This window comes from Streptomyces sp. NPDC094034 (assembly GCF_040303865.1).
In the GTDB taxonomy this organism is placed as follows: Bacteria; Actinomycetota; Actinomycetes; order Streptomycetales; family Streptomycetaceae; genus Streptomyces.
In genome coordinates, this window is the sequence record NZ_JBEOUD010000001.1 from 41,403 (window position 1) to 64,013 (window position 22,611).

Genomic DNA, 22,611 nt, shown 5'->3' on the forward strand with positions numbered 1-22,611 from the left:
GGGATCCGCAAGACCATGCACGCCCGTCACCTGCTCGAAAGCGTTCGAAAGATGACCTCCCTCGATGCCAGGCAACGAGAGCTCGGGGCAGATGAGGCGACAGACCAGATCGGTAGCTATTCGCCGGCCGACGGGAGAATGCTGGCAACTGTCCTTTCCGTTACCGCCGCATGTGAGCAAGACCACGCAGCCCTCGAATCACAGCTCAATGCCCTTCTGGAGCTCGGATCCGGGGGATTCACGAATTCCGGGGAACTTGAACACCTCAACGAGATCAGACTCGAATCAGTCCCCGAAGTGCTACGGGAATATATTGGCGACCTGCTTGAATGAACGACTTGTCAGGATGCCTGCCACAACCTTGTTCAAGCGGACCTTCTACGACTATTCCGGCGGCAGGCGAGGCTAGCGTTCAAAGACGCCGGCATCCCTGAAGGCCAACAGCCATTCGATGTGGGCGACTGGGGTACCCGCGACAACTCCGGACTGGCAGGGCGGCAAGCAACTGCCGGACGAAAACGACCAGCGCATCCTCTACAGCGAGGAATGGTACGAATCACCGTCCGGAGATATCGTCGTCTATCAGGACCGCTGATTCGGCCGCCAGAAGCCTGGCGAGTCCGGCCACCAAGGGCCACGCATACACGTGAGACCCTACGAAAATACCCGAAACGGCCAGATCCCGGGCACCGGGGAACACTATTACTATGACCCATCGATGGATTGACCTGGTGAGAAATTCGGATCCGCTCACCACTCTCTATTCAACAGTCCCCCCGCTCAACGCCGTCAGACTACGGTCAATCCACCTCAACTGGCGCGGGCCCACCCTGACATTGCGGATGGACCTCCCCTCTTTTCCGGACAATGCACCAGCCGACTGGGTCGAGTCAGGAAATGACACGTTCCAGTGTCACCTCCAGTTCCTGGCGGTCAATAATTTCAGAATGAGCGCATGGAGGCCTCCCCTCCTCGCCGACATCTCTATCTCATCAGTCCGTGATCGCCAGATTTCCGTCAGCGCCACAGGAGTGGAGGACATCTTTTCCTTCGACAGCAGTGACTCAATCCTTGTCGGCCACATGAGCGCTTTCACGGGCTGCGATACCGGGCGGGACACCGGCCCGCGTAACTTCCTGGGGCGAGTCGACTCTCGACGTTTCACGTCTCTTCCGAATACTTACGAGAAGACCTTCTATGAGCACCTCTAGCTGGCCGTCTTTTCTGGACAACCCGCAGAGCATCTACAGCCAGTACGACCAGGAACCGGATCTCAACACGTGCGACCTGTTCTATTTCCTCATGGATGAACGCGGGATCAGTATCACTCTAGGATTCGAGACACCGTACATGCCGCAACTGGGACGCCACGAATGGGAGCCCTCAGGAGCCAATTCATTCGAGTTCTATCTCATGTTCTCCGAAGTGACGCAACTCGATATCACCGGATGGAACGGGCCTGCCGACAAGGACATCACATTTACGCGAGGATCCAACGGAGACATCCTTGCGGGGATTGAATCAAGAGGAACCTCGGTGTCCTTTCACGCGAAATCTCTTTCACTCACTAAGTCACGCGTGAGCCTTGTATCGAGAAATGATTAGGAGATGGGATCCGGCGGATTCGCGGATGCCGGGAAACTTGCGCACCTCAGCAAGATCGCGGGGGGTGCCTCTATGTCCTTCGTCAGGGCACCCCTGTCGATTTTGGGGTGATTCGTTCTGGCCGGGATCATGCGGCGGGTTCGGCGTCGGTGGGCGGGCGAGATTCGTAGAAGGTGCCGTCGCGGAGCATGGCGAACAGGGCGCTGATGCGTTGGCGGGCGAGGCGGAGGAGGGCTTGGGTGTGGTTTTTGCCGCGGGCGCGTTGCTTGTCGTAGTAGGTGCGGGAGGCGGGATCGGCGTTCATGCAGGCGAAGGCGGAGAGGAAAATGGCACGTTTGAGCCGGCGGTTGCATCCTCGGGGCGCGTGTTCGCCGTGGATCGAGGTGCCCGACGACTTCGTGGCCGGGGCGAGTCCGGCGTAGGAGGCGAGGTGGGCGGCGCTGGGGAGGCTGGTGCCGTCGCCGACGGTGACCAGCAGGACGGTGGCGGTCCTGACGCCGACGCCGGGCATCGACGTCAGGACCGGGGAAAGAGGGTGGGCCTCCAGCAGGGCGTTGACCTGGGCTCCCAGGGCCCGGCGCTGGTGCAGCGAGGAGCGGCTGACCCGCGCCGCGAAGTGGCACCAGTCCGTGCCCCGTTCGATCGGGCACGCGCCATCGTGCGGGCAGGGGGCGGCGATACGGTAGCCCGCCGCGATGAGCCGGTCGCGGGCCTCGGTGATCCGCAGATATCGACAAGCGGTAAGAGGAATCGCGCTGCTGGGGTGCCCTGGTGGCTCGGATCGCCAGGGACGGGGTTCTTGCGACCGGCAACGCCGATGGACTGACAGCCCGCCGCCACTGACCGACGAGCTCAGGGATCTTGCTTGCGTACTGCGGTCACAAGCAGCGTGTCCGCAGTGCGCGGCCCGGGGAGCGTGGATGGCAGCACGTCAATGGTGATCTGGGTGAATCCCGCCTCGTCCAGGACCTTCACCCACACCTGTTCCTGGAGTACCCAGCGGCGCATCCAGGTCGCTTCTCCCTCCGGGGTCTTCGCCGGGACGTCGGTGCCCACGACGTCCGGTTGAGCGACGGAGCCGTTGAGGTAGTGCGCCAGAGTGGAGAACGCCAGTAGCCCACCGGGCTTGAGGGCAGAGGCAGCCGCCGGCAGAAGCTCGCGCGGGTCGGTGAAGTCGAGCGCGCCAAAGACGCTGTACAGCACGTCGTAGGTATCGGCCGTCGCGTTCAGGTGCGACACCGCGTCAGACCGCGCGATACGCAGACGCGGCGCGAGGTGGCCGAACAGCCCGGTGGCCATCTCATACTGCGCGGGCGAGGCATCGACGGCGACGACCCGGGCGGGCTCGTGATAGGCCGCGAGGTGGGCGGCGTGCCGGGCGGCCCCGGCGCCGAGGTCACCGACAACCCGCGCCGAGAGGTCACCCAGGACTTCCGGGCCAGGGCCGCTGTCCTGTCCCCAGATCCAGCGGAACGTCTCGGGCACCGCGCGGTCGTGTTCGGCGCGGGTACGGCCGTAGTGGTGCCAAAGGTCCGGGGAGATAGTGGTCACCCACACCATCCTGGCGGGCAAGGGATGGCTCCGGGCCGGTCCCGGGAAATGTCACTCCCGCGCGCACTTTGCCCCGGCCGGGGGAGCTTGAGTTGGCCGGAGCTCAGTGTCTTCCCTCGGTCAGTGCGAGTCGTTGCCCGGGTGGCAAGGACCGCAGTCGGCGGCGTCCACCCACAGCGACAGGTCGACATCCCAGCCGTCGGAGGCGATGATCTGTGCCGTCGTCATCACCGAGCCGTCGTTCTTCATCTCCACCTTGGGCACGTGGTGCAGGAAATGCCCGCCGTTGAAACGGTCGCACAACTCGGCATACGCCACGGTGTCGAGGATGATCGCGTGCACGCCGATGTCGACGAGCCTGCTGGGGGCGAGGCCCAGGGACGCGCCCCGGTGCTTCATCGCGGTCAGCAGGTAGGCGTAACCCTGGCCGAGGACCCTGGCCGCCATGATCGAATCGTACGGGTAGTCCCGCACCAGGAGCCTGACCTGCTTGTCCCACAGCTCGGCAGACACGACCTCCCGGATGAGGCGGACCGGGCCGGTCGTAGGGTCGGTGGCCAGTTGGGGTGCGGCAGCCGTTGCCATGGAGCCCTCCGATGGACGGTGCCCCGTGATTCGGGGCGCTGGACCCAGCACACCGCGCCGAACGAACCAGCGGTAATCAACTCGCTTGCCGTGCAAAGGCTTTGCACGTTGTGCAAGCAGTCTCGACGACTTCGTCCGGTATGCGTACTGTGGGCCGCCCCGGTCGCATGGCGTGGGAGGGGCCTGTGCCCGTTGACCCGCTCTGGAACAGCACGAGAGCGCGCGAGTTAGCCGCGCAGCGGCGCCCCGGCGCCCTCATCCGGCTTGGCCGTGAACACCGGGCCTGGACCCTCGCTGTCCTGGGTGACCGGCTCGGCTGTTCACCGGCAACGATTTCCCGGCTGGAGCGTCGTAACAGGGTCGTCGACCTGGCCCTGGTACACCGCGCCGCGCTCGAAGTCGGCGTTCCACGGAACATCCTGGCGAGTTCTCTGGCGCCACCCACGCCGACAGCATCGGCGGCCACTAGAGTAACGGCCAATCCGCACGCCGAGGAGGACCCGATGCGCCGCCGTACGCTGCTCACCGCCACGGCGGCCGCCGGACCGGCCGCCCTACTGCTGGGGCTGGACGAGGCCCTGGCCCACACCCCCGCACCGACCGGCACGGGGCCGCTGGACACTAGGCTCGCGATTGCCCGCGAGTTGTATGACAAAGGCACGCACGGACGGCTGCTTGCCGCCCTGCCCGGCCTTATCGCGGACGGGCACGCCGCCGCCTCTTCGCGCCAGGCGCTCGATCAGGCACGGCTCTCTACCGTCTACAGCCTCGCCGCAGCCGTGCTGAGCAAGCTCGGCTCCTACGAGCAGGCCCGACTGACTGCGGATCGCGCCCGCACCTGGGCCGAAGTGTCCCGCTCCCCCCTCGCATCGGCCGCTGCCGCCAGGGAACTGGCGATTGTGCTGCGCCACCAGGACCGCAACGAGGAGGCACAGCGCCTCATGTCCGCAGCCGCCTCCCACGTGGAAGCAACGGGCCTACGGACCGACGCGTCGGCGTCCGCGTACGCGCAGATGCTCTGCACCCTTGCCTACACCGCTGCTCGTGGCGGACACCGTAACGAGTCCCTGGCGATGACCGAGGAAGCCCGCCGCGCTGCCCGACGGCTGCCGCAGACCGCCCCAGCGGGCCGCCTGTTCCCCATCAACCCGGCCTCCGTCGACCTGTATGCGGTCGGCGTGCACTGGGCTCTCGGAGACGCGGGCGCCGCCTTGGAGGCGGGAAAGGACCTGCGCCCTGAGCAGTTCCCGACCGCCGAACGCAAGGCCCGGCTGGGCACCGACATGGCGCGAGCCTGGTGGGCATGGCAGCGACCGGAACAGACGGCCCAAGCACTGCTGTCCGCATACCGAGCCAGCCCCGGAGAGATCCGGGACCGGCCCGCCATCCGCAGCATCATCCACAGTTTGACGGAACGGCATCCACGCACCAGCGGCGTTCGTGAGCTGCACAGCGCCGTGAAGAGAGCCCTTTGAGTCTCTGATCAACAGAACGGGGTCAGCGACCCTTCAGGCGTGTTCTGTGGAGGGCCGCGAGAGCGAGGAGTTGGCGTTCCTCGTACGGCGTGGCCGGGCGGACCGAGATGCGGTGTACGTGCCAGCGGAGGCCGGTGGGGCGGGTCAGGAGGACCATCGGGCCGGCAAAGCCGGTGATCACCGCCGGCATGTCGTAGTGGCGGTCGAACACCGTCATACCGACGCGGAGTTCACCCGGTGCCGACCGCGACCGCGGCGCCGACCGCGGCGCCGGGCTCACGGTCGGCGTGGCTCCCTGGAACCGGAAGCCCCCACCGAGTCGGGGGCTTTCCTCCGCTCAGGGCCTACGGCCGGGCGACGACATTACGCGGGTCATCCAGCCAGACCCGCTGACCGCCGCCGCCATCGACCGACAGACCGAAGCGGGACCGTTCCGGTTGCCCCAGGTCGTACCACCGCAGGAACGTCTTCCTCACCTCGGCCCACAGCGCACGGGGGCCGTACTGCTCCACTTCGTACGTATCCGCATGCGGGATGTACTCCACCGTTGCCCACGACTTCCGGTCGTCGGCGACGAGCCAGAGCGTCGCTTCTCCGCTGTCGTCGTCCGCCTCGTACCAGCGATACCACGCATCGGTGACGCTCAGGCCGGTGAAGAACGCGGGATCGTCCTGGATGACGTTCTGCGGCGCGATGTCTGTGGTGCCCTTCTCCCCCTCCTCCCCGTGGTAGATGTCCGTGACGCGCCCGGCACCACCTCGCTGGGTGCGGTCCCACATGAAGGCCGGATATCCGGAGAACGTGCCCCGGGCCTCCCCGATTACCACATCCAGCGTGACGTACGAACCGCTGAAGAAGCTGCTGCCCCACGGAGTGACGATCCGCCCGTCGGGACACTGCTCCAACCACGCCTCAGGGATGTTCCGCATGGTGCACGTACTGAGGATGCGGTCGTACGGAGCACCGTCAGGATCCCCGTCGCGGCCGTTCCCGAGAACGGTGGTCGGCCGAAACCCCGCGCGCTTCAGATTCCGCCTGGCGGTGGCCAAGACCGCCTCGTCCAACTCCACGCTGGTCACGGATGATTCACCGAGTCGGTGACACAGCCAGCCGGCGTTGTAACCGACCCCTGTGCCAATCTCCAGCACCCGATGCCCTTCCCTCACATCGAGCAGGCCAAGCATTTCGAGCATGATCGACGGCATCGAAGAAGACGAGGTGAAGAGTCGGAACGCCCCGTCGACCGTGGGCTTCCCGTCATTGACCTGCGTCACGACGGGCGCGTCCGCGTAGACCGCCCGCAACCACCCCTCGGGATCTCCGTCAAAGTCACCGCCCTCGAACACTTCGGGGATGAACAGCGCCCGGTCCACCGAGGCCACAGCCTCCCGCCACTCAGGCGGCAGTGCGCCCTTGTCCTCAAGAGCCTGAACGAGTCCGTGCTGCGTCTGTCGCGTTGTCATGCGCCGTCACTTCTTCGGCGGCTCGTAGGGCCTGGTCGGACCCGGCGGTTTGTCGCGGTGGCCGTCACTGCTGGAAGTATCGGGCTTTCCGGAGTGATCTCCGCCCTTCTTACCCATCGATGTCTCACCTTTCGTTGCTCCTTGTACGCTCCTTGTACGCCATCGGCGTGGAACTCATTGTTGTACCGAAAGCAGCTACTCGCTACCGTCAGTCGCGTTCCCGCATGGATTGGGCCCTGTAACCGTCTGCCCAGGACTCCAAGATGGCTCGCGCGTCCTCTTCACTCGCCGAGTGCTCAGCAAAGAAATCGAACAACTCTCGGTAATAGTCAGCGTCCTTGGGATCACGCAGAACGACTTGGCCGCTGAACAGTTCAGCCGTTACGAGACGGTCGTCGTAGGTGACGAACGTATGAAATGGCGCGTCCGTTACTCGACGCGTCAAAGGCAGCACCGATAGACGTACGTTGGGAAACCTCGAAACCGCCACGAGGTGATCAACCTGCACGGCCATGACCGAGGCATCGCACAGTTGCCACCGAACTGCTGATTCCGTCAGCAGAAATTCGAAACGCTTGGACTGGTCATGGAGTACAGCCTGCCGCTCAAGCTTCAGGACCACGGCTCGGGAGATGTCACCTCCTGCGGGCTCCACGGCGGGAGACATGGCTTGCCGCATGTAGTCCGGGGTTTGGAGTAGACCGGTGACCATGGCAGGCAAGAAATGCCGCATATGGCGAGCACCAGATTCCAGGGCGGCGAGTTCCCGCTGACGATGGTGCAGGCCGCGTCTCACAGACGTTCTGACGTCCTCGTACTCGGCATTCGCGACCTGGGCCAGGTTCAGCAGATCCGTCGCCGTGACGTCGTCCACGCCCAGTGCGCGAAGTATCTGCTGTACGTCCACAACAGACGGCAGGAATCGCCCCGTCTCGATTCGAGAGACCTTGCTCTGCGACATTCCACAGCGCACGGCCAACCGCTCACCCGACAGGCCGGATGCACGGCGTAGCTCCTTGAGCGCTGTTGCGAGGTCGAGGCGATCCTGCCCGGCCTGTTGCGGGTCTATCTTCAATCTGCGCCGTACTCCGAGAACGGAACCGACAGCGAAATAGCCAGTTCCTTCCATTGCCGATACTGGTTGAGGTCCGGAGTCTCAAGAAGGTCCCGGCCGATCTGTGTGCCATCGGACCGATAGTTCATGGCGACGACTTTGGAACTGTCGAACAGCCAGAAGTCCTGGTCAGGCAGTCCCGGGTTCTCACGGTCGGTGAGATCGAGGATGCGCACATCCTCTCCGGCCACTACGTTGTAGCGATACGCGGCAAATTCGTACCGGAGGTAATCCGTGAGTGGGCGGGTGACGACGTGAACTCGTCGAATCTGTCGCCCGGAATCACGGAAGCTCCGAACCTTCACCAGCCATGGATCATCCTCGGGGAGTTCCAGTTTCCCCGTCGCCCGGAAGGTCTCGAACTCCTCCTCTTCACCCTCCATGGAATAAACAGTGAGGGTTTCGAGCCTGAACGCTTCCCGTTCGAACGAACCGAAGAAGGTGGTCCACCGATCACCATCCAAGTGCACGCACGGCCTCCTTCAGCACGTCTTCGGGGATGGAGACCACGGCTTCACCCTCAGGCGTCGTGTGCTCGACGATGTAACCCTGAACCGCAAGCGTCTTGGGCTTGTCCGTGCGGTAGACCGTGGGGCAGTCGTCTGTCCGGCAATCGGGGTCTCCGCCGGAGATCCGCGTCAGCTTCATGATTGCTCCCCCCTTGCTTCTCTGCGGATACGTGTCTCGGACGCTAGAGTGCTGATCGTTGGAGAGCAAGAGCTACCCGCGTTCCCGCATAGACCCGTCCACCGCGTGGTCGGGTTCGTCAGTGGGCGCTGAACGGTACTGCGCTTTCCAGGGCGAGATCCCGCCATGCGAGATACGAGTCAATGTCCGGGTCCTGGATCAGTTCCCGACTGATTTGCGTCCCGTCAGGGCGATAGTTCAGATGGACCACGACCGTCTCGTCGAACATCCAGAAGTCCTGCCCAGGCAGTCCGGGGTTCGGTCGGTCCGTCAGATCCACTATGTGGTAGTTCTCCCCGGCCGCCACGTTCCCCGGGATGCACCACTCGAACAGGTAGCGACTGTACGGCGTGAGCGGCCGACGGACGATCTTGGCACGGGTCATCGTCCGCCCGGCTGCCGCGTGACCCCGAATGGTCTGGTGCCATGGCGCGTTGAAGCCGTCCGGCTTCGGGGCTCCGGCCAGGAAGTCACGGACGGTGGCTCCCTCTGTCGGCATGGTGTACGTCTGGTGGACTTCCAGGCGGAACGCGGAGCGCCTGAAGTCGCGGAAGTACGCCTGCCACTCGTCGCCGTCCAGCAGCACGGGCTCCTCCACTCCGACCTCCTCCGGTCTGTGTGCTGGGGAAGTTACGGTCAGTCTCGCCGTCGTCACAAGGCGGGCGCGGCTCAAGTCACGAAGTCGCATAGAACGGGGTCAGCGGCCCTTCAGGCGTGTTCTGTGGAGGGCCGCGAGAGCGAGGAGTTGGCGTTCCTCGTACGGCGTGGCCGGGCGGATCGAGATGCGGTGTACGTGCCAGCGGAGGCCGGTGGGGCGGGTCAGGAGGACCATCGGGCCGGCAAAGCCGGTGATCACCGCCGGTATGTCGTAGTGGCGGTCGAACACCGCCATGCCGACGCGGAGTTCGCCCGGCCCCGGCCGTGACACAGGAAACGGTCGCAGGCGCGTGAGAGGGCTCATTTCCAGTCCCCCGAGCGGCGGTGCGGGTGATTGCGGAGCTCGTCGTTCCAGTCGCGCACCATGCGGCCATTGCCCACGGCCCGCGCTTCCTCGCGCTGACGCCGGAGCGCCGCACACACGTCGCACCCGGTCGCGGGAACCGTCTCATGTTCCGGTAGGGATATGGTCATCGCTCGTCCTCGCCCGGGCGGGGCGCCGAGTCGGGGCGGGGTGCCGAGTCGGGGCACGACGGGTGACCGCAGACGCACGGCGGCCACGTGAGCGCGGCCCCGGGAGCGAGGTCCGCGCCCTCGGCGCCTGGGTCGTCCGCGGAAACGGAATTCGGTACGACCAACGAACCGTCCACCCCGTACGCGGCGATCATCAGCGACAGACGCCTGCGCGCCTCACTTCGCCTCATCGGCCAACCTCCGCAGTCCCCGCTCCACGCGCCGCGCCAACTCCAGTGTCGGCTCGTCGAATTCCCATGGCACCCCATCGGGGATCAGCACGACCACCTCGTAGTCCTCGGTGGCCGAGGCCGGTGCTTCCCTCTCTCGCATTGGCGCGCCCCTCCGTCGTCGTGGCATTACTGTGTGTGTTCAAGATTCGGCACGCGTGCCTTCGCCGAACAGGGTTGAGCGCACGTCAACGGGCCTGGGGTGAAGGAGAAAGAGGCATGGCCGACGAACTGAAAGGGCCGGTGGGACCGGTCAGCGGAGCTGCCTACTTCGGCAACGAGGTACGGGAGTGGCGGCTGGCCCGGGGGCTGAGCCAGCGGGAGGTGGGCGCACCGGCCCGATACGGGCAGCAGTACGTGGCGAAGGTGGAGGCCGGAGACCGGATGGCGAGCCCGGAGTTCGCCGCAGGGTGTGATCAAGTCTTCGGTACGCCGCGTACGTTCGCCCGGCTACGGGACCGTTGCGCGGAAAAGGGTGGCTATCCGGACTGGTTCGAGCCGTACCTTCTGCTCGAACAGAAGGCGTCCTCGGTCCTGGACTTCAGCTCGGGCCTGATCATGGGGCTCTTGCAGACCGAAGCCTATGCTCAGGCGATCTTCCGGAAGGGTCGGCCGAACGATCCCTTGGAGGTGACCGCCGCGAAAGTCGCACGCCGGTTGAAGCGGCGTGCGGTTCTGGAGCATGAGAACCCGCCGCTCGTGTGGGTCGTCCTGGACGAGTCCTGTCTGCGACGCGCGATCGGCGGTCCGGCTGTCATGGCCGCGCAACTGGCGTATCTGATCAAGGAAGCCGAGTCCCCCCGCTTCACCATTCAGGTCCTCCCGTTCAGCTCCGGGGCTTCTGCCTGGCCTCTGGCTTTCACGCTGCTGAGGTTCGCGGACGATGAGCCGGACATGCTCTACCAAGAGGGTCCGGGCTCGGGTCATGTGACCGACTCCCGGAAGGTCGTGGCGGATGCGAACCTGCTCTACGATCGGCTACGAGCCGACGCGCTCTCCCCCGATGCGTCGATCGACATGACGCACAAGGTGATGGAGGAATGGACCCGATGAGCACACTCGATCTCTCCGGCTCACAATGGGAAAAGTCCAGCTACAGCGACCAGCAGGGGGGCAACTGCGTCGAGTTCAGCCGGTCGTTCCTCTCGGTGTCCGGCGCGCAGTGGGAGAAGTCCAGCTACAGCGGAGACAATGAGGGCCAGTGCGTCGAATTCGCCCGCAACCTCGCCCCCTCCGGCATCGTCCCCGTACGCGACAGCAAGAACCCCACCGGCCCGGTCCTCCTGGTCTCCCCCGCCGCGTGGAGTGACTTCGTCGCCTTCGCGGCCGACTAGCCTTCGTCCGGCGGCCAGGTGTCGCCCCAGGCCACATCCCTCGCCGCCCGGTACAGCGCGCCGTGGCGCTTCGTGACCGTCTCGCGGCGCAGGCCGTCGTCCCTCGTGCACAGGTCCAGAAGCACCTGGCCCTTGCGGATCTGTGGCTTCCGCGTCACCCGGGCCCGCGCCGGGCGCGCGTCGAAGCGGACCGCCGCGACATAGCTGAACTTCTCGTCCTCGTACGGCAGCGAGCCGCCCTTGACCTGGCGGTGCAGCGAGGAGCGGCTGACCCGCGCCGCGAAGTGGCACCAGTCCGTGCCCCGTTCGATCGGGCACGCGCCGTCGTGCGGGCAGGGGGCGGCGATACGGTGGCCCGCCGCGATGAGCTGGTCGCGGGCCTCGATGATCCGGAGATAGCCGTCGGGCGTACCGGGCTCCACGATCACCACGGCCTGCCCGGCCCGCGCCGCCTCGGCGACGAGTGCGGTGCGGTCGCGTTCGGTGAGTTCGTTCAGCACGTACGAGATCGTCACGAGGTCGCTCTCCGGCAGTTTCAGTGCCGCGTCGATCCTGGCCCGGCGCCACTCGGCGGCGCGCAGCGCGGGTGTGTCCGTGGCGGCGGCCAGTTCACGGCCCAGGGCCAGCGCGGGTTCCGCCCAGTCCAGAACCGTGGTGGTACGGGACTCACCGGGCTCCGCCCAGACCGCCTCCGCCGCCCAGACCCCGCTCCCCGTGCCGCCGCCCACATCGAGATGGCTTCCGGGCGCCCACCCGGGCGCCGCGTCGGCCAGGGCCTCCAGCGCGGCCCGTACCGCCTCGAAGGTGGCCGGCATCCGGTAGGCGGCGTACGCGGCGACATCGGACCGGTCCCGCAGTACGGGCGCGTCCGTCGGGATGGTGCCCCGGTAGTTGGCGATCAGCCGGTCGACGGCCTGGGCGGCCTGCTTGGGCGGCAGCCCGTCGAGGAGCCCGGCGAGCGCGGCGCGCAGCGCTTCGGCGGTGGAGAGGGTGGCGTTCACCGACGAATATTAGGCCCGGACACGGACAGCGGGCGCCACCGGGAGGGCAAGCGGGCATCCCGGGCCGGGAAACGGACACCGCGCGCCCCGGTGCGTGGAGCGAACTGCGAGGGTCATAGAAGCAGTTGCTACGCTGACGATCCTTGCCCCGTAGCCGCTCCCACTGGGGACACATGAGACTGCGCCTGAGACAGTACCGGCCACCCAGCACGGGGACCATGAGACAACGGGTCGTACGCATGATCCTCGTCGGCGGGATCATTGTGCTGGCACTGCTGCTCCTGCTCGCCACGTGTGGCGGCGGGAACAAGGCCGCCAAACCGAAGGACGACGGCGCGGCAAAGAAGCCCGTGACGAACGTCCTGGACCGGGCGCCCCGGCTCAGCGTTCCCGACGCGTACGACACCGCGCGCGGCTGGGAGATCGTCGGCGGCTCCCCCGATGTCGCCGTCGCCCATGACACGAACCGTCTCGCCTATCTGGAGCGGGTGGGCATGGACCGGTTCCGGCTGCGGACGATCGACCCCGAGACCGGTCGGCGCGGCTGGGACGGGGAGCCCTGGCGACCGCTGTTCGCCCCCGACCGGTTCCCCCGGCTGCTGTCCGTGACCAAGGACGGCCAGGAGTACTTCGTCACCTGGTCGTACGGGAGGCTCAGCGCGGACGCGCTGCGCCCCGCCGACTCCATCGTCTCCCTCGACATCTACAACGCCTCCGACGGCACCCGTCGGCGGGTCGAGATTCCCTGGGCGGACGCGCCGAAGGTGAGCGCCGCCGGGCCCGCCATCCTGATCAGCGACGGCAAGGCCACCAGCGCGGTGATCGATCCGGCCACCGCCGAGGTGGTCAAGGTCCCGCCGGGCTCCCTCGGCTACCCCAAGGACTGCAAGGAGTGCCGCAAGCTGACCGAGGTGCGCGGGGTCACCGAGAAGGGGCTGCTGGTCAGCGGGGCCAAGGAGTTCTGGGTACGCGGCGGCTGGTACAGCCGGCAGGGCGCGCCCAAGGACACCGACAGCGCCTCGGGTGTGCCCGCCTCGATGGCGAGTGGCTTCGTTCTCGCCAAGTGGCAGAAGAAGAAGGGCGCCGCGGACGCCCGCACGCACGAGATCTGGGCGGTGCACGACGCGGCGACCGGCAAGCCCGTGGCGCAGGTCCGGTGCCGTAAGCCGGCCATCAACCCGGCCGAGGACCCGCGCCTCATCGCCTCCCCCGACGGCCGTTTCCTGATCGCGGGGCGGCTCGCCTTCGACCTGGACGCGAAGAAGGCGTACTGCTTCGAGGAGACGGACGGCACGCAGCCGCTGACGCTGACCACCGTGTCGGACGACGGCACGGCGTACGGCGCGGTGAGCGCCCGCAACACGTCGGACGCGCTGGCGGGCGGCGGCAACCCGGTCAAGGTGAATCTGACGACCGCCACGCCCGAGGCGCTGGCGACCAATGTCCGGCTGCCCAGTGCGGAGACGTCGGGAGTCGGGCTCTTCCGCTGGACAGACTCGAAGGACCGCCCGCATCTGGTCGGCTATCTGCGCCAGGGCTGAGAGAGAGCCCCGGCGCGGACAGCGCGCGAATCAGCGATCAGAAGCAGCCGTCAGAAGCAGCGATCCGACGGAACCAGTGATCAGAGGCGGTGACCGGAGACGGTGACCGGAAACGGTGATCAGAAGCGCTTCGAGTAGTGGAGTGGTGCGGTGATCAGGCGCCGGTGGCCGGGCGCTCCCTCGGCTGCTGGTGCCGCTGCCACGGCCTGACGAAGCCCAGGAAGCAGCCCACCGAGCCGACGGCGCACACCAGCTGCACGACCGCCATCGGCACGGCCGTGTCCTCACCCGCGATCCCCACCAGCGGCGAGGCGATGGCACCGATCAGGAACGACGACGTACCGATCAGCGCGGACGCCGAGCCGGCGGCGTGCGGGGTCCGCATCAGCGCCGAGGCGTTGGTGTTGGGCATCGCGAGCCCCATCGCCGACATCAGTACGAACAGCGCCACCGCGACCGGGAGGAGCCCCACGCGACCGAACACCCCGGAGGTCATCAGCAGCAGGGCCAGCGCGGCGACGGTGATGACCAGCAGCCCGACGCCCAGGACCCGGTCCATGCTGACGCGCCCGACGAGCACCTTGCCGTTGATCTGGCCGACGGCGATCAGACCGATGGAGTTGACGCCGAAGAGCAGGCTGAAGGTCTGCGGCGAGGCGCCGTAGATCTCCTGCACCACGAACGGCGAGGCCGCGACATACGCGAACAGCGCCGCGAAGGCCAGACCGCCCGCCAGCATGTAGCCGGTGAAGACCCGGTCCGCGATCAGCCCGCGCATCGTACGCAGCGCCGCGACGGTGCCGCCGCTGTGCCGCCTCTCCGGTGGCAGCGTCTCGTGCAGCCACTTCCAGACGACCAGCGTGAGGATGACGCCGACCACCGTGAGGACGGCGAAGATGCCGCGCCAGTCGGTGAGGCGCAGCACCTGGCCGCCGATCACCGGCGCGATGACCGGCGCGACGCCGGAGATCAGCATCAGGGTGGAGAAGAAGCGCGCCATCTCCACACCGTCGTAGAGATCACGCACCACGGCGCGGGCGATCACGATGCCCGCCGCGCCCGCGAGGCCCTGCAAGAGGCGGAAGCCGATGAGGAGTTCGGTGGTGGGCGCGAGGGCGCAGAGGGCGGTGGCGAGTACGTAGACGATCATGCCGAGCAGCAGGGGCCGGCGCCGACCCCACTTGTCGCTCATCGGGCCGACCACGATCTGGCCGAGCGCCATGCCCGCCAGACAGGCGGTGAGGGTGATCTGGACCGTCGCCGCGGGTGAGTTCAGCGAGCGGGTGACCTCCGGCAGTGCCGGCAGGTACATGTCCATGGACAGCGGGGGCAGCGCGGTGAGCCCGCCGAGCACGAGGGTGACCAGCAGCCCGGCGCGGCGCGCGGCGGCGACACGCTCTTTCGGGGGCGCTTGCGGGGCTTGCGGAGCCACCTGCGGGGCTTGCGTGGCTTGCGGAGCCGCTTGCGGGGCCTGCGGGGCTTGCGGGGGTTCCCCCCGCTGTTCCGGAATCGATGCCGAGCGACGCTGCTCGTGCGGTATATGTCCTTTACGTCCTTCGGTGGTTCGGCCGCCGTCCGGCATTCCTGTCTCCATGTCGTTGAATCCGTACCCATGCTCTCAGGTCAGCGGGAGCGGCCGAGACCCTTATGTGTGAAAGCCATGACAACGAGACAGATGATGCGGACGCTCGACGCGGTACGGGACCCGCGTCGGCGTCCGCTTTCCCGCCGACGACGACGGAGTGGGCCGAGCGCCGCGTCAGACCGGCTTCAGTCCCGGGTCGCCCACCTCGGTCACGAAGGACGCCGCCGTCGTGACCGGGGCGCCGGGCGTCGTGATGACCTTGACCGTCTTGAAGTCCGCCCGCGCCTGCCGCTCACCGAGCGCCACGGTCACATAGCCGCGCCGCCCGTTGTAGAACTTCATGTGCGGGTTGGCCTCCATGAACGTGGCCCAGTTGGAGGGCCGGTCCGTACCGTCCCTGCCGCTGGAGATGGAGGTCGCCACGATCTCGGTGCCGAGCGTGCGCGACCCGGGATTGTCCCAGTCCTTCTTCAGGTCGTACGCGTAGCCGGTGTGCACGTCGCCGGTCAGCACCATGAAGTTCTTGATCCCCGCTGCCTCGACCCCGTTCAGCAGTCGCTGCCGGGAGGCCGGGTAGCCGTCCCACGAGTCCATCGACAGCTTGTAATCGGCCGTCGGCAGATTGCGGCGCCGGGCGAAGGTCACCTGCTGGGGTACGACGTTCCAGGTCGCCGTTGACTTCTTCCAGCCGTCCAGCAGCCACCGCTCCTGGTTCGGTCCCGTCATCGTGCGCCCCGGGTCCTCGGACTCCGGGCCGGGCAGCTGCCAGCCGTCGCCGTACGCCTGGTCGTCGCGGTACTGGCGGGTGTCGAGGATGTCGAACTGCGCGAGCCGGCCGAAGCGCAGCCTGCGGTAGAGCCGCATGTCGGGGCCGTCGGGCCGCTGCGGGGCGCGCAGCGGCTGGTTTTCCCAGTACGCGCGGTAGGCGGAGGCCCGGCGCAGCAGGAACTCCTCCGGCGGCACGTCGTTCTCGGGGACGTCGCCCGCGTAGTTGTTCTCGGTCTCGTGGTCGTCCCAGGTGACGACGAAGGGGTGCGCGGCGTGCGCGGCCCGCAGATCCGGGTCGGATTTGTAGAGGCCGTAGCGCATCCGGTAGTCGTCCAGCGTGACCGTCTCGCGGTTGAAGTGCGCGGGCAGCTCGCGGTCCTGGTAGTTACGGGCGCCGCCGACGGAGGTGACGGCGTACTCGTAGAGGTAGTCGCCGAGGTGGAAGACCACATCGAGGTCTTCGGCCGCGAGGTGCCTGTACGCGGTGAAGTAGCCGTCGTGGTACGCCTGGCAGGAGACGGCGGCGAAGGACAGCGCGCTCGTCCTGGCGTTCGCGGCGGGCGCGGTACGGGTGCGGCCGACCTGGCTGATCCAACCGCCGGTGCGGAAGCGGAAGTAGTACACCCGGCCGGACTCCAGCCCGGGGACCTCGACATGCACGCTGTGGTTGAACTCGGGGTGCGCGTCGGTCTCCCCGCGCTTGGCGATCCGGCGGAAGGCCGCGTCGTGGGCCAGTTCCCAGCGTACGGAGACCCGGTTGGCGGGCAGGCCGCCGTCGGGCTCGTACGGGCGGGGCGCGAGGCGGGTCCAGAGCAGCACGCTGTCGGGGCTCGGGTCCCCGGACGCGACGCCGAGGGTGAACGGGTCCTCGGTGATCTTCCTGGCGTCCAGCTCGGCGGCGCTCGCGACCCCCGCGCTCGGCAGATTGACGGCGAAGGCGAGCGCGGCGGCGGCAGCGGTGCCGGTGAGGAGACGGCGGCGGCCGAGGTGCGCGGCGGCGGCTCTGAGTTCAGGGGAGTGGGTGCCGGCCGGTACGGAGCCGCCGACCGCGCGGCCGGCCGGTGCGTGGCGAAGTACAGGTGTCATGTGCCCCTCCCCTGACGACGGCTGTCACTCGCAGTGCAGTCGAGGGCGAAGACGCCCCGTTGTCGTACGCACAACTTGCGCATGGCGACTGGATGAGGACCGCGTGCTGCGCCAAGTTCTACCCCACGTAACGCACGTACCCTGCCTGACCATGAACGCCATGCGCAACATCAACACCAAGGGGCGAATCGCCGTGGTGACGGGTGCCGGCTCCGGCATCGGACGCGCGGTCGCGAAAGCGCTGAGCGACGCGGGCTGGTCGGTGGTACTGGCGGGCCGTCACCCCGAGAAGCTGACGGAGACGGCCGACGCCATGGACGGCGACGCGCTGCCCGTACGGACCGATGTGTCGAAACCCGAGGACGTGGACGCGCTGTTCGCGGCCGTGGGCGAGCGATACGGCCGTCTCGACCTGCTGTTCAACAACGCAGGCACGTTCGGCCCCGGCGGTGTGCCCCTGGAGGATCTGCCGTACTCGGCCTGGCGGAAGGTGGTGGACACGAATCTGACCGGTACGTTCCTGTGCGCGCAGGCGGCCTTCCGGCTGATGAAGGCGCAGGACCCGCGGGGCGGCCGGATCATCAACAACGGCTCGGTCTCGGCCCACACGCCCCGCCCGGACTCGGTCGCCTACACCGCCACCAAGCACGGTATGACCGGGCTCACCAAGTCGCTGTCGCTGGACGGCCGTCCGTACCGGATCGCCTGCGGGCAGATCGACATCGGCAACGCGGCCACGGACATGACCGAGCGGATGCGGCAGGGGGTGATGCAGGCGAACGGTGAACTGGCGGTGGAGCCGGTGATGGATGTGGCGGATGTGGCCAGGACGGTGCTGCACATGGCGGAGCTGCCGCTGGAGGCGAATGTGCAGTTCGCGACGGTGCTGGCGACGGGGATGCCGTTCGTGGGCCGGGGCTGAGGGGGTGCGAGGGGGCGCGAGCGCGGGTACGGGCGCCGCATCGGTGCCGCATGGGTGCCGCATCGGTGCCGCATCGGTGCGCGGGAATGCGGCGAACCGCCGTCGCTGTTGGCCGGAACATGAGCCCACACTCCGCTTCCGCCTCCGCATCCGAGCCCGCATCCGAGCCCGCTTCCGCTTCCGACGGAACTCCCGGTGAGGTCCTTCGGTACACCGCGTTCTCGACCGACCCGGCGGGCGGCAACCCGGCCGGTGTCGTCCTGGACGCGACCGGGCTCGATGACGGCGCGATGCTCGCGATCGCGGCGGAGCTGGGCTACAGCGAGACCGCGTTTCTGACCGCGCCGCCAAGGGGCCTCGGCGAGCCGGGCCGGGCGTTCACCGTCCGGTACTTCAGCCCGAAGGCCGAGGTCCCCTTCTGCGGACACGCCACGGTCGCCACCGCCGTCGCGCTCGCCGAGCGGACAGGGCCCGGCGATCTCGTCTTCGCGACCCGCGCCGGGACCGTCCCGGTGACGGTCACCGAGCGGGACGGCGCGCTACGGGCCACGCTCACCAGTGTCGAGCCCTACGTCACGGAGGTGGGCAGCCAGGACGTACGGGAGGCGCTGGCCGCGCTCCGCTGGCCGGCGACCGATCTCGACCCGGCGCTGCCGTCCCGTATCGCCTTCGCCGGAGCCCGCCACCTTGTGCTGGCCGCCGCGACGCGGGCGCGGCTGGCGGATCTCTCCTACGACTTCGAACGCCTCGAAAGGCTCATGACACGGCTGGATCTGACGACGGTTCAGCTCGTCTGGCGGGAGTCCGCGACCGTCTTCCATGTCCGCGACCCGTTCCCGGTGGGCGGTGTCGTCGAGGATCCGGCGACGGGGGCCGCGGCGGCGGCGTTCGGCGCGTACGCGCGTGAACTCGGCCTCGTACCGGGCGAGTCGGTGCTCACCCTGCACCAGGGTGCGGACATGGGCCGCCCGGGAGTGCTGACGGTGGAGCTGCGGCCGGACGACCCGCGCGTCCGGGTGGGCGGCGCGGGCGCCCGGATCCCCGACCGGGTCTAGGTCCTGTCCGGTCGGACAGGACCTAGAGGAATTCACGCGGCCAGCAGGTCGCGGATCTCCTTCATCTGGCCATCGCGCAGCGGACCGAACGCGAGGGCTCCGGCGTTCTCCTCGGCCTGGGCGACCGAGCGGAAGCCGGGGATCGGCACCGTGTGCGGGCCGCGCGCCCACAACCAGGCCAGCGCGCCCTGGGCGAGGGTACGGCCGTCGCTGGTGAGGACGTCCCGTACGGACTCGACGCGCGCCGCCCACTCGGGGGCCGGCACCCCGCCCTCCTCGAACCACCGCAGCCAGGCCGGAGGTACGGCACGGATGTCCCGCGCGCCGGCGGACACACCCCGGCCGCCGCGCCCGGACCTCCCGGCCAGCAGCCCCATCGCGAGCGGGCTGCGGTTGACACTCGCGAGGTCGCGCTCCGCGCACAGCGCGAGCATTTCCGGCGCGTCCTGGAGCACATTGCACGCGTGCTGCACGGCCGCGCAGTGCGCCCCCTCGGCGAAAACCGCGGCGCGCTCCGGGTCGTCGGTGCTCCAGGCGTATGCGCGGATCAGCCCCTCACGTACGAACTCCTCGCAGACGTCCCTGAGTTCGGCGGCCCGGTCGAGCGGCGCGCCGGAGAGATGCAGCTGGTAGAGGTCGATGTGGTCGGTGTCGAGCCGGCGCAGCGACGCGGTGAGCGCGCGCCGCGCGTACGCGGGCGTGTCATCGGCGCCCACCATGGTCCTGGTCGTCTCGTCGCACACGTTCCCCCACTTGGTGGCGATGACGACCTCGTCCCGCCGCCCCCGCACCGCGCGCCCGAGCACCCGCTCGCTGTGGCCCGTGCCGTACGCGTCGGCCGTGTCGAAGAAGGTCACCCCCAGCTCGATGGCCCGCCGGATCGCGGCGACGGACTCCTCGTCGTCGACCGCGCCCCAGCCGAGCGGATCGCCCGCGGTGTTCTGCCACTCACCGCCGATCGCCCAGCACCCGAAGCCGAGCGCGCCGACGGTGATCCCGCTGTGTCCCAGGGTCCTGCTCTCCATGGATGCCATGGAGAGAACGCTAGGACTTGAAGCGCACACGAAGACAAGCGCACCCGCACGCGGGGCGGCGCGGAGCCCTCCGGCAGTGACAACCCGGCAGTGACAACAATGAGTGAGACCGTCGGTTTCGGCGGACCGAGAGTGAGGCAGTCGTGCAGTTCACCGTGAGAGTGCGGGGGCGGATGAGCGGTGACGTCGTCGCCCAGCGGACCGCGGACGCGTTAGGAATCTTCAACTCGACCCCGCAGTTCCTCAGCAACGAGCGATGGGAGATCGAGATCGTCCTCCCCGACGAGGTGGAGGACGACGTGGAGTCGGGTCCCGAAGGCGAGATCGCCTCGTCCTGGGAGCTGCTGTGTGACAGCGTCGGGGACGACGACTCGGGCGCGCAGGCGGCGACGGCGGACTTGGAGCGGGTCCGGCGGTCCCTGCTCGACGCCGGCGCGTCCGAGGTCCTGATCGAGACTCCCGCGCCGTAGGCTCACGCCCACCGTGGACGGCCCGCCGGACATACCGGCGGGCCGTTCGCGACTGTCCGTTCGTTGGTCGCGCCCCGACTCCAGTCAGGGACCGTCGAGACGCGCCGTGACGCGGGTGCCCGTTCCGGTCACCGTGCGGCCGCCCGGACGCAAGGCATACGTCAGGCGAACAGTGCGTATCCCAGATATCTCGGCCACCCGAATTCTCGCTCGTGGACCCCGGTCGGCATGGCGAACCGCCGCCTCACTCGTCACTCTTGGTCTCCCTATACCAACTACGCAATGGATCCAGGGAGTTCGGCGGTGGAGCTGCCCAGTTTCGAGACGACGGTCGCCATCGTCAGCATCGTGATCCCCACGGCGGCGTTCGTCTGGGAGTTCGCCGTCGTCGGACGCAAGCGGCTCGGCTACCGCGTACAGATGGACGCGCTGGCCGCGGATGTGACCCACTCGCCGTACGCGGAGGTCCTGCAGAACATGCAGGAGAACGGCACCCGGCTGACCGACCCGTCGTTCGTGCTGCTGCGCATCGAGAACGCGGGCTGGGCCGAGATCCTCGCGGACGACTACATGACGCCCGCCAACGACCCGAGTGGCATACGGGTCACGTTCCGCGGCCGCCGGGTGGTGGGGCTCGTGGTGACCTATCTGAGCCAGCCCGAACTACAGGACTTCTTCACCGAGCCGTCCGAGGGGCAGGCCGGTTTCGCGATCGACGACGAAACCGACGCCGGGGTCATCAGGCTGCCGAAGGCGATGCTCAACTCCCGCGCCCACTACAAGGTGCTCGCGGTCCTGGAACGCAGGTCCGGCGACCAGCGCGAGACGTTCCCCGCCCCGGAGTTCCGTGGCGACGTCAGCGGGCGGCGCATCACCTGGATCGACCGGGTGGCCGGCTACTTCCGGTTCAAGATGGCCAGGACCGAGAGCCATACGTTCGCTTCCCCCGCCGCGCGCCTGGGCATCGCCCTGCTGGCCCTCGGTGTCCTCGCGCAGAGCCTGCTGGTGTTTCTGCGCGCGGCACCGCCCCCGCTGGACTGCGCCGACGGAACCCTGCGTCTGCACGGCTCCACCGCGCTCGCCCCGGCGATACGGGCCGTCGCCGAGGATTATCTGGACCGGTGCGAGGGCGCGGGCGTGGCGATCCCCCTTGAGGACGACACGTTCGACGGCAGCACCAACGGCGTCAACGCCCTGGAGAAGGCCGGCCAGGACGCCAAGGTCCCGGTCGGCGACGGGCTCGGCGACCACATCGCCTTCACCGACGGCCTCGTCTCCGACGGCCACCCCCGGCTGATCCCGCAGCCCGTGGCGATCTCCGTGTTCACCCTCGTGGTGACCAAGGACGCGGGCGTCGAGACCCTGAACGTCGAACAGATTCAGCGCATCTACTCCGGAGAGTTCACGTCCTGGTCCCAGGTGGGAGGCAACAAGATCCCCATACACCTCATCAGCCGGGACTCCAACTCGGGCACCCGCAGCGCCCTTGTCGAGCGTGTTCTGGAAGGCCGGCAGCATCGGCAGTTCACCGTGACCGACTGCGCGGCCCTGAAGGACGACGAGTACGGCCGCTGCGAGGTCGACAGCACCAGCACGCTGCTGGACAGGATCGCCCACACGACCGGTGGCCTCGGCTACAGCGAGGCGAGCAGGGTGGACGACCACGAGACCGGCGGCGACCTCGTCAAACTGAAGATCAACGGCAAGAAGCCGACGGCGGAGAACGTCGAGAACGACAGCTATCCGTACTGGCAGACCGAGTTCGCCTACACATACGGTGAGGCACCCCCGGGCTCGGTCGCCGCGGCCTTCCTGACCTTCCTCACCCAGCAGAGCGGCAGGGACATCCTGCGCAACCACGGCCACGGCCTCTGCTCGGAACTACAGGACTCGGGACAATGCAAGCCGGTGTCCACTCCCACGTCCTAGGCCTGT

At 67.9% G+C, this 22,611-nt stretch carries 26 protein-coding genes and 2 pseudogenes; 12 read left to right on the forward strand and 16 right to left on the reverse strand.

The annotated features are described in order from the left end of the window. The first annotated feature begins 51 nt into the window (after positions 1-51). The 4 genes and pseudogenes from ABTZ59_RS00165 to ABTZ59_RS00180 all read left to right on the forward strand — a co-directional run bounded on the left by ABTZ59_RS00165 (position 52) and on the right by ABTZ59_RS00180 (position 1,605). Positions 52-333, forward strand: a complete 282-nt coding sequence (locus tag ABTZ59_RS00165; RefSeq protein WP_351386938.1) for a hypothetical protein — start codon at positions 52-54, stop codon at positions 331-333. Positions 334-622: 289 nt separating this feature from the next. Next, positions 623-727: pseudogene (locus tag ABTZ59_RS00170) on the forward strand (HNH/endonuclease VII fold putative polymorphic toxin); the annotation flags it as partial. Further along, the gene (locus ABTZ59_RS00175; protein ID WP_351386944.1) at positions 708-1,211 is read left to right on the forward strand and encodes an Imm50 family immunity protein; all 504 of its coding nucleotides are present in this window, start codon (positions 708-710) and stop codon (positions 1,209-1,211) included. The pseudogene ABTZ59_RS00170 and the gene ABTZ59_RS00175, both read left to right, overlap by 20 nt. Beyond that, positions 1,198-1,605 (forward strand): Imm50 family immunity protein, encoded by a 408-nt coding sequence (locus ABTZ59_RS00180; protein ID WP_351386949.1) that lies wholly within the window; start codon positions 1,198-1,200, stop codon positions 1,603-1,605. The genes ABTZ59_RS00175 and ABTZ59_RS00180 overlap by 14 nt, the downstream gene beginning before the upstream one ends. A gap of 127 nt (positions 1,606-1,732) precedes the next feature. On the opposite strand, the pseudogene ABTZ59_RS00185 reads toward ABTZ59_RS00180, so the two are convergent. The 3 genes and pseudogenes from ABTZ59_RS00185 to ABTZ59_RS00195 all read right to left on the reverse strand — a co-directional run. Continuing rightward, positions 1,733-2,338 (reverse strand): annotated as a pseudogene (locus ABTZ59_RS00185) (transposase); the annotation flags it as partial. 119 nt (positions 2,339-2,457) lie between these two features. Further along, positions 2,458-3,165, reverse strand: a complete 708-nt coding sequence (locus ABTZ59_RS00190; RefSeq protein WP_503001620.1) for a class I SAM-dependent methyltransferase — start codon at positions 3,163-3,165, stop codon at positions 2,458-2,460. A gap of 111 nt (positions 3,166-3,276) precedes the next feature. After that, positions 3,277-3,741 carry a glycine-rich domain-containing protein gene (locus ABTZ59_RS00195; RefSeq protein ID WP_351386961.1) on the reverse strand — a complete coding sequence of 155 codons (465 nt, stop codon included), beginning with the start codon at positions 3,739-3,741 and terminating at the stop codon, positions 3,277-3,279. 185 nt (positions 3,742-3,926) lie between these two features. Here ABTZ59_RS00195 and ABTZ59_RS00200 point away from each other — a divergent pair, with 185 nt between their 5' ends. Next, positions 3,927-5,216 (forward strand): helix-turn-helix domain-containing protein, encoded by a 1,290-nt coding sequence (locus tag ABTZ59_RS00200; protein ID WP_351386964.1) that lies wholly within the window; start codon positions 3,927-3,929, stop codon positions 5,214-5,216. A 22-nt stretch (positions 5,217-5,238) separates the two neighbouring features. Here the strand turns inward: ABTZ59_RS00200 and ABTZ59_RS00205 are convergent, their stop codons facing one another. The 9 genes from ABTZ59_RS00205 to ABTZ59_RS00245 all read right to left on the reverse strand — a co-directional run bounded on the left by ABTZ59_RS00205 (position 5,239) and on the right by ABTZ59_RS00245 (position 9,983). Beyond that, on the reverse strand, positions 5,239-5,496 hold the full coding sequence (locus tag ABTZ59_RS00205) for a hypothetical protein (RefSeq protein WP_351386968.1): 258 nt from the start codon (positions 5,494-5,496) through the stop codon (positions 5,239-5,241). 64 nt (positions 5,497-5,560) lie between these two features. After that, positions 5,561-6,679 carry a methyltransferase domain-containing protein gene (locus ABTZ59_RS00210; RefSeq protein ID WP_351386971.1) on the reverse strand — a complete coding sequence of 373 codons (1,119 nt, stop codon included), beginning with the start codon at positions 6,677-6,679 and terminating at the stop codon, positions 5,561-5,563. A gap of 208 nt (positions 6,680-6,887) precedes the next feature. Beyond that, positions 6,888-7,754, reverse strand: a complete 867-nt coding sequence (locus ABTZ59_RS00215) for a helix-turn-helix domain-containing protein (protein ID WP_351386976.1) — start codon at positions 7,752-7,754, stop codon at positions 6,888-6,890. Next, complete coding sequence (locus ABTZ59_RS00220; protein WP_351386981.1) at positions 7,751-8,263, reverse strand: DUF6879 family protein; 513 nt, start codon at positions 8,261-8,263, stop codon at positions 7,751-7,753. Before ABTZ59_RS00220 ends, ABTZ59_RS00215 begins: the two co-directional genes overlap by 4 nt. Next, the gene (locus tag ABTZ59_RS00225) at positions 8,247-8,441 is read right to left on the reverse strand and encodes a hypothetical protein (protein WP_351386985.1); all 195 of its coding nucleotides are present in this window, start codon (positions 8,439-8,441) and stop codon (positions 8,247-8,249) included. Before ABTZ59_RS00225 ends, ABTZ59_RS00220 begins: the two co-directional genes overlap by 17 nt. A gap of 118 nt (positions 8,442-8,559) precedes the next feature. Beyond that, entirely contained in the window at positions 8,560-9,078 is a 519-nt protein-coding gene (locus ABTZ59_RS00230) for a DUF6879 family protein (protein WP_503001625.1), read from the reverse strand. Positions 9,079-9,177: 99 nt separating this feature from the next. Further along, positions 9,178-9,441, reverse strand: coding sequence for a hypothetical protein (locus ABTZ59_RS00235; protein ID WP_351386988.1), 264 nt, complete (start codon positions 9,439-9,441; stop codon positions 9,178-9,180). Further along, positions 9,438-9,611, reverse strand: coding sequence for a hypothetical protein (locus ABTZ59_RS00240; RefSeq protein WP_351386993.1), 174 nt, complete (start codon positions 9,609-9,611; stop codon positions 9,438-9,440). Before ABTZ59_RS00240 ends, ABTZ59_RS00235 begins: the two co-directional genes overlap by 4 nt. Positions 9,612-9,827: 216 nt before the next feature. Continuing rightward, entirely contained in the window at positions 9,828-9,983 is a 156-nt protein-coding gene (locus tag ABTZ59_RS00245) for a hypothetical protein (protein ID WP_351386997.1), read from the reverse strand. A 116-nt stretch (positions 9,984-10,099) separates the two neighbouring features. Here ABTZ59_RS00245 and ABTZ59_RS00250 point away from each other — a divergent pair, with 116 nt between their 5' ends. Together ABTZ59_RS00250 and ABTZ59_RS00255 are read left to right on the forward strand one after the other, a co-directional pair. Then, on the forward strand, positions 10,100-10,933 hold the full coding sequence (locus ABTZ59_RS00250; protein WP_351387001.1) for a helix-turn-helix domain-containing protein: 834 nt from the start codon (positions 10,100-10,102) through the stop codon (positions 10,931-10,933). Next, positions 10,930-11,214, forward strand: coding sequence for a DUF397 domain-containing protein (locus tag ABTZ59_RS00255; RefSeq protein WP_351387005.1), 285 nt, complete (start codon positions 10,930-10,932; stop codon positions 11,212-11,214). The genes ABTZ59_RS00250 and ABTZ59_RS00255 overlap by 4 nt, the downstream gene beginning before the upstream one ends. Here the strand turns inward: ABTZ59_RS00255 and ABTZ59_RS00260 are convergent. Continuing rightward, the gene (locus ABTZ59_RS00260; RefSeq protein WP_351387011.1) at positions 11,211-12,215 is read right to left on the reverse strand and encodes a small ribosomal subunit Rsm22 family protein; all 1,005 of its coding nucleotides are present in this window, start codon (positions 12,213-12,215) and stop codon (positions 11,211-11,213) included. The genes ABTZ59_RS00255 and ABTZ59_RS00260 overlap by 4 nt on opposite strands. Before the next feature lie 218 nt (positions 12,216-12,433). On the opposite strand from ABTZ59_RS00260, the gene ABTZ59_RS00265 reads away from it, so the two are divergent. Next, positions 12,434-13,756 carry a hypothetical protein gene (locus ABTZ59_RS00265; RefSeq protein WP_351387016.1) on the forward strand — a complete coding sequence of 441 codons (1,323 nt, stop codon included), beginning with the start codon at positions 12,434-12,436 and terminating at the stop codon, positions 13,754-13,756. A gap of 154 nt (positions 13,757-13,910) precedes the next feature. Here the strand turns inward: ABTZ59_RS00265 and ABTZ59_RS00270 are convergent, their stop codons facing one another. After that, positions 13,911-15,338, reverse strand: coding sequence for a Bcr/CflA family multidrug efflux MFS transporter (locus ABTZ59_RS00270; RefSeq protein ID WP_351388699.1), 1,428 nt, complete (start codon positions 15,336-15,338; stop codon positions 13,911-13,913). Between the two features lie 177 nt (positions 15,339-15,515). After that, on the reverse strand, positions 15,516-17,195 hold the full coding sequence (locus ABTZ59_RS00275; RefSeq protein ID WP_351387019.1) for an alkaline phosphatase D family protein: 1,680 nt from the start codon (positions 17,193-17,195) through the stop codon (positions 15,516-15,518). A 151-nt stretch (positions 17,196-17,346) separates the two neighbouring features. Between ABTZ59_RS00275 and ABTZ59_RS00280 the strand changes: the two genes are divergently transcribed. After that, the gene (locus ABTZ59_RS00280) at positions 17,347-18,117 is read left to right on the forward strand and encodes an SDR family oxidoreductase (protein ID WP_351387023.1); all 771 of its coding nucleotides are present in this window, start codon (positions 17,347-17,349) and stop codon (positions 18,115-18,117) included. 119 nt (positions 18,118-18,236) lie between these two features. Further along, a complete protein-coding gene (locus tag ABTZ59_RS00285) occupies positions 18,237-19,172 on the forward strand; it encodes a PhzF family phenazine biosynthesis isomerase (RefSeq protein ID WP_351387028.1) in 936 nt (311 codons plus the stop codon). Between the two features lie 32 nt (positions 19,173-19,204). Here the strand turns inward: ABTZ59_RS00285 and ABTZ59_RS00290 are convergent, their stop codons facing one another. Further along, complete coding sequence (locus ABTZ59_RS00290; RefSeq protein ID WP_503001634.1) at positions 19,205-20,206, reverse strand: aldo/keto reductase; 1,002 nt, start codon at positions 20,204-20,206, stop codon at positions 19,205-19,207. Positions 20,207-20,349: 143 nt separating this feature from the next. Between ABTZ59_RS00290 and ABTZ59_RS00295 the strand changes: the two genes are divergently transcribed. Together ABTZ59_RS00295 and ABTZ59_RS00300 are read left to right on the forward strand one after the other, a co-directional pair. Beyond that, positions 20,350-20,676 (forward strand): hypothetical protein, encoded by a 327-nt coding sequence (locus ABTZ59_RS00295; RefSeq protein WP_351387033.1) that lies wholly within the window; start codon positions 20,350-20,352, stop codon positions 20,674-20,676. A 303-nt stretch (positions 20,677-20,979) separates the two neighbouring features. Then, positions 20,980-22,605 (forward strand): substrate-binding domain-containing protein, encoded by a 1,626-nt coding sequence (locus tag ABTZ59_RS00300; protein WP_351387037.1) that lies wholly within the window; start codon positions 20,980-20,982, stop codon positions 22,603-22,605. Positions 22,606-22,611 lie beyond the last annotated feature (6 nt).